The sequence below is a fragment of the Gemmatimonas sp. genome, from assembly GCF_046594945.1.
Taxonomy (GTDB): Bacteria; Gemmatimonadota; Gemmatimonadetes; order Gemmatimonadales; family Gemmatimonadaceae; genus Gemmatimonas.
Genome location: NZ_JBKJRB010000092.1, coordinates 1 through 8846 on the forward strand (window position 1 = coordinate 1; position 8846 = coordinate 8846).

At 65.1% G+C, this 8846-nt stretch carries 10 protein-coding genes; all 10 read right to left on the reverse strand.

Going from position 1 to position 8846, the window contains the following annotated elements; translation table 11 throughout:
• Positions 1 to 154 precede the first annotated feature (154 nt).
• The gene (locus ACLL97_RS10785) at positions 155 to 832 is read right to left on the reverse strand and encodes a cbb3-type cytochrome c oxidase subunit II (RefSeq protein ID WP_411280476.1); all 678 of its coding nucleotides are present in this window, start codon (positions 830 to 832) and stop codon (positions 155 to 157) included.
• Complete coding sequence (locus ACLL97_RS10790) at positions 829 to 2379, reverse strand: cbb3-type cytochrome c oxidase subunit I (RefSeq protein ID WP_411280477.1); 1551 nt, start codon at positions 2377 to 2379, stop codon at positions 829 to 831. The genes ACLL97_RS10785 and ACLL97_RS10790 overlap by 4 nt, the downstream gene beginning before the upstream one ends.
• Positions 2376 to 2600, reverse strand: coding sequence for a hypothetical protein (locus ACLL97_RS10795; RefSeq protein WP_411280478.1), 225 nt, complete (start codon positions 2598 to 2600; stop codon positions 2376 to 2378). Before ACLL97_RS10795 ends, ACLL97_RS10790 begins: the two co-directional genes overlap by 4 nt.
• 249 nt (positions 2601 to 2849) lie before the next feature.
• Positions 2850 to 3674 (reverse strand): type II CAAX prenyl endopeptidase Rce1 family protein, encoded by an 825-nt coding sequence (locus tag ACLL97_RS10800; RefSeq protein ID WP_411280479.1) that lies wholly within the window; start codon positions 3672 to 3674, stop codon positions 2850 to 2852.
• Between the two features lie 27 nt (positions 3675 to 3701).
• Positions 3702 to 6479 (reverse strand): cation-translocating P-type ATPase, encoded by a 2778-nt coding sequence (locus ACLL97_RS10805; RefSeq protein WP_411280485.1) that lies wholly within the window; start codon positions 6477 to 6479, stop codon positions 3702 to 3704.
• A 188-nt stretch (positions 6480 to 6667) separates the two neighbouring features.
• Complete coding sequence (locus ACLL97_RS10810; RefSeq protein WP_411280480.1) at positions 6668 to 7177, reverse strand: DinB family protein; 510 nt, start codon at positions 7175 to 7177, stop codon at positions 6668 to 6670.
• Positions 7178 to 7487: 310 nt separating this feature from the next.
• Positions 7488 to 7913, reverse strand: coding sequence for a YybH family protein (locus tag ACLL97_RS10815; RefSeq protein WP_411280481.1), 426 nt, complete (start codon positions 7911 to 7913; stop codon positions 7488 to 7490).
• Positions 7914 to 7971: 58 nt separating this feature from the next.
• Positions 7972 to 8346 carry a hypothetical protein gene (locus ACLL97_RS10820; RefSeq protein WP_411280482.1) on the reverse strand — a complete coding sequence of 125 codons (375 nt, stop codon included), beginning with the start codon at positions 8344 to 8346 and terminating at the stop codon, positions 7972 to 7974.
• On the reverse strand, positions 8336 to 8458 hold the full coding sequence (locus ACLL97_RS10825; protein ID WP_411280483.1) for a hypothetical protein: 123 nt from the start codon (positions 8456 to 8458) through the stop codon (positions 8336 to 8338). Before ACLL97_RS10825 ends, ACLL97_RS10820 begins: the two co-directional genes overlap by 11 nt.
• 192 nt (positions 8459 to 8650) lie before the next feature.
• Positions 8651 to 8846, reverse strand: a 196-nt coding sequence (locus tag ACLL97_RS10830; RefSeq protein ID WP_411280484.1) for a hypothetical protein, incomplete at its 5' end; no start/stop codon positions are given.

The window sequence follows — 8846 nt, forward strand, 5'->3', positions numbered from 1 at the left end:
CCGCTGGGCTCGCGTCGCACGGCACGGTGCAGCCGTTCGACGTCGGGGTGCAGGTCGACACTACCGCTCCCCCCCTCCGGTACGACGGGCGGGCGTGAACCCGCGCCCGCCGGCGTCGCCGCGGGGCGTGCGCCCGGGAGAGGATCGCGCCCCGTCATTTGCCACCTCCGTGGTCATCACCGCCGATTGCCATGCGGTCGCGCGCGCGCAGTGAGTCGGGAATGGGGTACTGCCGCTTCAACGAGATCAGGTAGTCGGCGAGCGCCAAGGCTTCGGGCCTGGCGACGATCGCCACGTCCTTGGGCGCGCGCGGCCCGGGAATGCGGATGACGTGGTCACCGGTTTGCACATCCGCCGGACGCTTCTCCTCGAACATCCACGGGAACGCCGGCATCGTCGACCACGGGCTGAGGGCACGGGGATCGTAGAGATGAATCAGGTGCCAATCGAGGTCGGGGAGCCGTTGCCCGACGTTGATCAGGTCCGGCCCCGTCCGCATCGTGCCCAGAAGATGCGGCCGGTCGTACACATAGTCCTCCGGCACCGTGGCGCGGCTGCCCCAGCCACGGTCGATGTCGGTCGTGAACGACGGGTCGCGCACTTGTTGCGAATGGCAATACACGCACCCGTTCGCGATGTACGACTCGCGCCCGCGAAGCTGTTGCGCGGTGTAGGGCTCGAGCTGCGGCGGCGCCTTGACCGTGCGGAGCATCATGTGCGGCACGACCACCAGCACACAGATCGCGCTGGCCATGACGGCGAAGGCCCCGAGGGCGACGAGCGTCGACTGCGCCATCATGTCGCGCTTGTCGCGATTGCGCGCGGCGCTCATGTGCGGCCCCGCTCGTGCGATTCCCGTTCGTGGTCGGCCGTCGCTTCCGCCGTGTACAGCACGGGTTGTGCGTCGTGGAACGGCGGACGCGTGCGCCGCGCCAACTCCGGCATGCGCAGCATGATCCAGAAGTGATACGCGAAGACCACGTGTCCGAGCGTGAGGATAATCCCGCCCAGCGAGCGCCCGTACAACCCGGGCAGCGTGCGCTCAACCGAGACCTGAAACGGCAGCTGCGGATCGAGCAACGCGAGACCCTGCAGGACCCCGGCCCACGACAGCGACACCACGTAGATCGCAATTCCGCCCAGCACCAGGTTGAAGTGCCAGCGAATGAGCTTCGCACTCGGCCACTCATGCCCGACGAGACGCGGCACCACGTAGTACATCGCGCCGAACGCGATGAACGTAACGAAGCCGTAGCCGCCCACGTGCGAATGCGCGACCGTCCAGTGCGTGAAGTGCGTGAGGCGATTGACCTCGCGCAGCGCCGTGAACGATCCTTGCAGCGACACCGCCGTGTAGCAGAGCGCACCGATCACGACGAAGCGCAGCGTCGGACTGTAGCGCAGCGCGCCGAATCGTCCGACGACTGTCATGTGCAGGTTGATGCCGGTCGCGACGACGGGGATGAACATGAACACGCTGGCCACGATGGACGTCGTGATCATCCAGGTGGGCAGCGGACCGCCCACGAGGTGGTGCATGCCGTTCAGCGAATAGAACATCGCGAGCGACCAGAAGCCGACCACGCTGAGCTGATAGCTGTACACGGGGCGGCCGAGCACCTTCGGGATGAAGTAGTAGGCGGCGCCGAGGCTCATGGCCGTGAGCCAGAAGCCCAACACGTTGTGCGCAAAGAACCAGTTGGCGGCCGCACTCTCGACACCGACGTACGTCGGCCACTTCCCAACGATGTACAGCATGGGAAACCAGACGAAGGCGCCGAGGATGTACCAGACGCTGACGTACAGGTGCTCCGTTTTCCGGGCAGCGACCGTGCGAAACAACGACAGGCCGATGAGGCCTCCGCCGACAACCAAAAACGGCCCCGCTACATAGCGCGGAGCCTCGAGCCATTCCATTCCGTCGTTGTAGCCCATCAACACGGCGATGATGCCGACCGCAATGCCGATGGTGAACAGCGCCGAACCGATAATCGCCGTGCGGACGCCTTTGAGCTCGGTGTGCACCAGTCGAGGCATCAGCCAGAGCGACGTGCCGATGAGCGCCGCTGTTGCCCAGCCGTAGTTCACCGCGTGGAGGTGCGCCGTGCGCACGCGTCCGAACGTCAGCCACGGCTGGCGCGTCAGGAAGTCAGGCCAGTGCAGCTTTATGCTCGCGATGTCGCCGAACACGGAGCCCACCAGCAGCCACACGATGGCAACACCGTAGAGTGTGAGCACCGCCCAACGGCTCGACGCGTCGGCGCGGATGCGAACGTCGAGGTCGTCGGGCTGTAAGCCACGCGATCGCGCAACCGCGTCAATCTCGCCGGGCGCGAGTCCAGGCTCGTCGCGCGGAATCGTGGTCGCGGGCGCGCTCATCGAGGGGCCCCGTCGGCCCCGGCGCCGCCCCATTCTCCTAAGGTCGGCGCGAGTGGTGTTCCGTGGGCGAGCGCTCGGTCGAGACGCTCGGCATCAGACTCCCATGGGCGCGAGAGCTGCCAGTCGCGCTCGTCGAAGATCACGCGACTCTGATCTTCAAGGTTGCGAAAGAAGCCCCGGCGCCAGCCCCACACGAGCACGAGAGCCGGCACCAGCGTCATGCTGACAGTCGCGAAGAGAACGGCAAGAGAGGTAGGAAGCAGAAATTCCTCCGGGGCAGACAAGCGGACCGTGCGCGCGTCGCGGTACGGGGACATCGGGATGCAAACAGTGGCGCAGCCCTGCAGCCCTGCGGGTTTCGTGCCGCACTTGACCAATCACGGGCAACGTGGTGAGATGACATGGAACGCGCCCGAGGGTAGTCGGACTCGTGCACTCGCACGCCGCCTGCCGAAAGCCGGTGACCCGAACTACCGTCGGCCGGCCGCCCTATCACGGGCTAAACTCTTGGGTCCCCAAAATGCGACGACCACAGCCGCCGCGCCCGACATCACCAAGGCGGCGAGACGGATATCGAAGTGCGAGCCGTTTACCGGGAACAGGAAGAAGCTGAGATTCAGGGTGGCGTGAAACAGAGCAACACCGACCACGCTTCCGCTGGTATTGTTGAAAATCCAGACGAGGAGAATCCGGAATGCAACGGCGTAGACGCACCACCAGGCGATCCACGTAGCTGACCGGTGCATGGCCAGCAGTGGCACGAGGTGCCACGCCGCTCCCACTGCGCCCAGGATCACGCCAGCCCGCAGTGCCCCCCACTTCTTTTGCAGCGGGTCGAGCACGTAGCCAGACCAGCCAAGCTCTTCGCCCAAAGCGCCGACGACGAATGCTGCGAACATCAGTAGCGCCGACCCGATCGGCAAGTTCGCCAGCACCTGAGCGGCGGATTGCGGCTGTGTGGGTAAGAGAGGCAACGGTAGGTCGAGCACGCGCATTAGCTCGTACACGACCACACTCACCGTGGGCATCAGCAGCAGAATGGGCAGGTACCATCGCTTATCGGTGATGCGACTGAAGTCGACGGATCGACTCAGTAGGGCCTGCACACTCGTCGTGCCGCTCTCTCGGCGTAGCAGCAGCAGCGCGGCGACCAGAGGGCAGAACGTCGCGAGCGCGCTGACGGACAGGCCTGGCATCAACTGCAAGTCGGTCAGGCTGCCAAGCCCAAAGAAGGGAACGGACAGCGCAAACACCAGGACGAAGAACGTCAGCGGCGACCGTTTGTGCAGGGCCATGCTCGCCGCGTTGCGGGGCAGCTTGATTTAGCGACCGCGAAGGCGGCTGACGAGCTTCCGCAGTTCGCTGTAGATCAACACCCCGCTGGCCATCGCCGCGCACACCAGCCACTGGTCCAGTGCCAGCGGAGCCGTGCCGAAGGCGATGTTCAGGAACGGCACGTGCACGACAGCCACTTGCAACAGCACCGACAGTGCGACGGCACCCCACAGCCAGTGATTGGCGAACAGTCCGGCAAGCGCACTCGTGGTGTCCGAGCGCGCGGTGAAGCAAGTGAACAGGCTGGCGAAAACGAGCACCGTGAAGCCTGCGGTACGGGCGGTGGTCAGGTCGCCTGCGCCGGGGATCAACCCGCTCGGCAGGTAGAAATCCATCGTCAGCAAGGTCAGCACCGCAATCACCAGACCCGTCTGGATCACGCTCGACCACATACGGCCGTCGATCAGTCGTTCGTTCAACTGCCTCGGTTTGCGAGCCATGAGGTCGTCGCCTGCTGGGTCCACACCCATCGCGAGCGCGGGGCCTGAGTCGGTGATGAGGTTGATCCAGAGCAGCTGGGTGGCCAGCAGCGGCAACACCACAGTGCCGTTGGCCCCCGTGTCGGCGGACGTCAATCCGATCACGCCACCGCCTACCACGCCGAGGAACACGGTCAATACCTCGCTCATGTTGGACGACAGCAAGAACCGCAGGAACTTGCGGATGTTGTCCAGGATGGCACGCCCTTCGCGCACGGCTACGACGATAGTGGCGAAGTTGTCGTCGGCCAGGATCATCTTGGCGGCCTCCTTGGTCACTTCGGTACCGGTCACGCCCATCGCGACCCCGATGTCGGCCGCCTTCAACGCCGGCGCGTCGTTGACCCCGTCGCCGGTCATCGCCACGATGTTGCCGTCGGCCTGCAGTGCGTCGACGATGCGAAGCTTGTGTGCCGGCGCGACCCGGGCGTAGACCGATGTGGTGCGCACCGCCGCCGCGAAGCCTGCCTCGTCGAGCGCATCGATCTCGGCGCCCGTGAGCGCCGGTGCACCCGCGTCGATGATGCCCAGATCGGCGGCAATGCGGGCGGCCGTTCTCGGGTGATCGCCGGTGATCATGACGACCCGGATTCCGGCCCGGCGCGCTTCGCGGATGGCCACCGCCGCCTCTTCACGCGGCGGGTCGATCATGCCCACGGTGCCGACGAAGATCAGTTCGCGTTCCACTTGCTCCGCGACCGCCGGGTCTTCGCCAGGCGCTAGCGGCCGGTACGCCACCGCCAGCGTGCGCAGGGCGGCGTCGGTGAGGGTGTCGACGTCGGCCAGCAGCCGCGCCCGCATGGCCTCATCCAACGCGATGACTTCCAGCCCCACACGCACTCGGGTACATCGGCCGAGCAGCACGTCGGGGGCGCCCTTGGTGATCGCCACCAGCTCATCGCCGTGTTCGTGGTCGCGCTCGATCGTTGTCATGAGCTTGCGCTCTGATGTGAACGGGATTTCGCTAACCCGCTCGAATCGCCGTGCGCGCCGCGCGGTGACCGTGCCGGCCCCTAGCTTGCGCTCGGCCACGAGGAATGCCGCTTCGGTGGGATCGCCGTGGATTTCCCACGCGCCGCCCTCTGCCTGGCGCAGATCGGCGTTGCCGGCCAGACTGCCACCACTGAGCACCACCCGGGTTTCATCGTGCAGCGGCCCGGCGGGCAGTTCGGCACCGTCGTGCTCGACTTTGCCTTCTGGCGCATAGCCCACGCCACTGATGTGGGTGTCGCCCGAGGCCGTCATCACGCGCTGGATGGTCATCTCCGATCGCGTCAGCGTTCCGGTCTTGTCCGAGCAGATGACCGAAGCGGAGCCCAGCGTCTCCACCGACGACAGGTTCTTGACGATGGCATGGTGTTTGGCCATGCGCTGCACGCCGAGTGCAAGCACCACCGCGAGGATGGCGGGAAGCCCCTCGGGCACCGCGGCGACCGCCAGTGACACGCCGAGCAGCAACACGTGGACCACATCGGCGGTGCTGCGTATCTCGGACATCAGCAGGATGGTGCCTACCACCACGAGGGCGATGACCACGACTGCCACGCCCAGTGTGTGCCCCACGCGCGCGACTTCCTTTTCCAGCGGTGTTGGCTCCTCGACCGTGGCTTCGAGCAGCGCCGCGATCCCACCCATCTGGGTCTCCATGCCGGTTGCTGTGACCAGCGCTCGACCAGTGCCTTGCGCGACAGCCGTGCCCTTGAAGACCATGTTGAGCTGGTCCGCCAACGGCGCCGGCTTGGGCAGCGTGGCGGTGGCCTTGAGTACGGCCTCACTCTCGCCGGTGAGCGCAGCCTCCTGCACGCGCAGTGTCGTGTCTTGCAGCAGGCGCGCATCAGCACCGACGGAGTCGCCCTCAGCCAGCACGATCACATCGCCGCGGACCAGCTCGGCGCTGGGTACGCGTTGCTCTTTGCCGTCGCGCAACACGGTCGTGGTGGCCGCCGTCATCTTGGCCAGCGCCGCCACCGCGTTCTGCGCCTTCGCTTCCTGCACCAGGCCGATCACGCCATTCAGCAGCACGACAGCCGCAATGACGAGGGCGTCGACCGGCCAGCCGACCCGGCCTTCAACCCACCACGCGACGAGAGCGATCGCTACCGCCGCGAGCAACAGGTAGATCAGCGGATCCTGGAACTGCGCCAGCGCGCGCCGCCACGCGGGAGTCGGTGGGGCAGCGCGCAGCTCATTGGTTCCGTTCTGTGCGAGCCGACGCGCAGCCTCCTCAGCGCCGAGCCCGCTTTCGACATCGACTTCCAAGGCCGCGGCCACCGCGCTGGTCTCCATGACCGACGGATCGCCGATGTCACCGGGCTTGAGGGAATTCGCGGGGCTACGGGTTTGCGTTGGGCTGGCTGGAGGCGGCGTCATACGTCATCCTAGCGCAAGACCCTCTCCAAAGGTGGCTGGCGTACTCGGCGCGCTCAAAGGTGTGCGAAGGGCCCTCCCGTGTCGCCGTCGCGGCATGCCGAGCGTCAGTCGAACCGCTTGTCATCGGCCGACGGACCATATGTTGCCGGCACATCGGCGCCCAGCAGGCGCAGGTATACCGTGAGCTGTCCGCGATGATGCACCCAGTGGTTCATCGTATCGCGCAGCATGAGTTGGCGCGACGTGTCGGACACGACCGTTCCGCCCACCAGTAGACGCCACGAATCTTGAAGATGCGCGTTGTCAGCCGCGGAGAGGGCGGCTTTCGCATCGCCGGCGGCTTTCTCGAGTGCCGCCACGAACTCGGCACTGGTTTGCGGATGCGGGCCCTGCCGTGGCACTCCGTCCTTCGGGGCTATGTCCATTTCGTCCTGCTTCACCATCATCGCCAACCAATGGGGAATGGTGGCTACCATGTCGGCGACATCACCCAATTCCATTGACCGTTCGTGCGGCTTCCACGCCCGCATGTTGTCGGGCACGTTCAGCAGCGTCCGGCGACTGCGCTCGGTTTCGCGGTCGAGTTCTTCGACGAACTGCGTGATGAATTCCACGAGCGGCTCCTGAGAAAGGATGTTCAGATGTGCGTGAGTGTATCGCGCAGCGCTCGCATCGAACCGCACGGCGTCGCGCGCCGGCCGCTCAAGTTTCCAGATCGGGGCGCCACGTACGGCGCCGGCGCATCTACGCGCAGCGTGCGACTGTCGCCGCAGCAAATTGTGAGCCATCACTGGCTTAGGCGCGCCGCATGCTTCATCAATCATCCATCGATCATCCATCGGTCACGAGGAATCATGCCATGTGTCTCAGCCCCGTAGAGCCTCCTCGTACCGAGCGTCATCGCCAGCGCCGAAAGCCCGTTGCTCACGCGCCGCCGCCATGTTGAAACGGTTTGGAAATGTGTTGATGTGCGACTTGCCACGATCCACCGATCTTTCGAAGACAAAAGGTGGCACGAACCACGTCATCAAACGTCTTTCCATCAGGCAGAGTCCCGCCGCACTTGATGAAGCAGTGCGCGAAGGCAACCACGTTTCCAGTGGTGATGGAAAGATCCTGCAATGTGAACTGTGCTTCGCCCTGAGTGTCGGGCTGCCAGTCCTCCCAACTACGGCGATATGCAGCGGCGCTTTCGTACTTCATTGGTGGAAGGACATCATAGATGAGCACGTCCGGTGCATGATTTACAAGAATTTCGTCTTGCCGCCCTTTCTGAGTTGCTCTGGCCCAGTGCTCCAGTAGCTGGCGCACTTGATCTTCATCTGCTTGGGAAACCGACGGACTATTCATATGGGACCCTCGGGAGCGTAGGTTGCCGCCTGCAAAATGAAGTCAAGCGACCCGGCGTTCAGCAGGTCGGCCGAGCGAGTAATTCTTCGCGATGGGTCGCCACGAATTGTGCGAAACTGCTCGGCGTTCTGCCCGTCAAGTTCGCTATCGTGCGCGTCACCGGTGGTGTGCCGGTGAACCGCGACAGCATGTGGAGCAAGAGCATCGCGAGAATCAGGCCGGGCCTGTGACCGTCGCGACGCAACGTTCGGTAGAAGTGCCAAGGGCCGGGTGATGCATACGTGATGGACGAGCCCAGCCCCTTCGTCAACTGCGCGCTCCCGAGATCGATGATGCGAACGCCCGCCGTTTCGAAATCAGTCCGGTTTCTCGTGACGACGGCGAGATCGCGCGTCAGGGCTGTTGCGGCGATCAGGCGGTCTTCATTCGGCATCGCGCGACCACTGTACGGCGCCCTCATTCGCGGTCACCGCACGACGCTGCAGCAGGTACTCCCTGCTGTCGAGTCGCTCGATGTCGAACTCCTGACCGGCCTCGATCGCCATCCTGCTGAGGTAGTTCGGCCGGGATCACGAGCTGGCCTTGGGAAGCGACGGTGGTTTTCACTCTAGTAAGAGGACGTCTTACCGTACGCGTGTCGAGTGATTACGCGGCGGTGCATCTCGTGCGCCCAGAATGAGGTCAGGGCGCAATGCTGTTCGGTTACTGACGAGGCCGCAACGTCGTGCGTGGTGCCGTCAGGCGGCGTACGGCACGTGCGTCTCGTGGAACAGGTGCTGAATGCTCGGCGGTGGCGTCTGGCGGCGGAAGAACGGTCGGCGCACGCGGGCGCGCCGAACCACCACGCCTGCTGTGGCGGTTCTTCGCGGGCCTTCGCGGGCCTTCGCGGGCCTTCGCGGTCGTCGCGAGCGTCGCGCGAACGGCGGTGCTTTC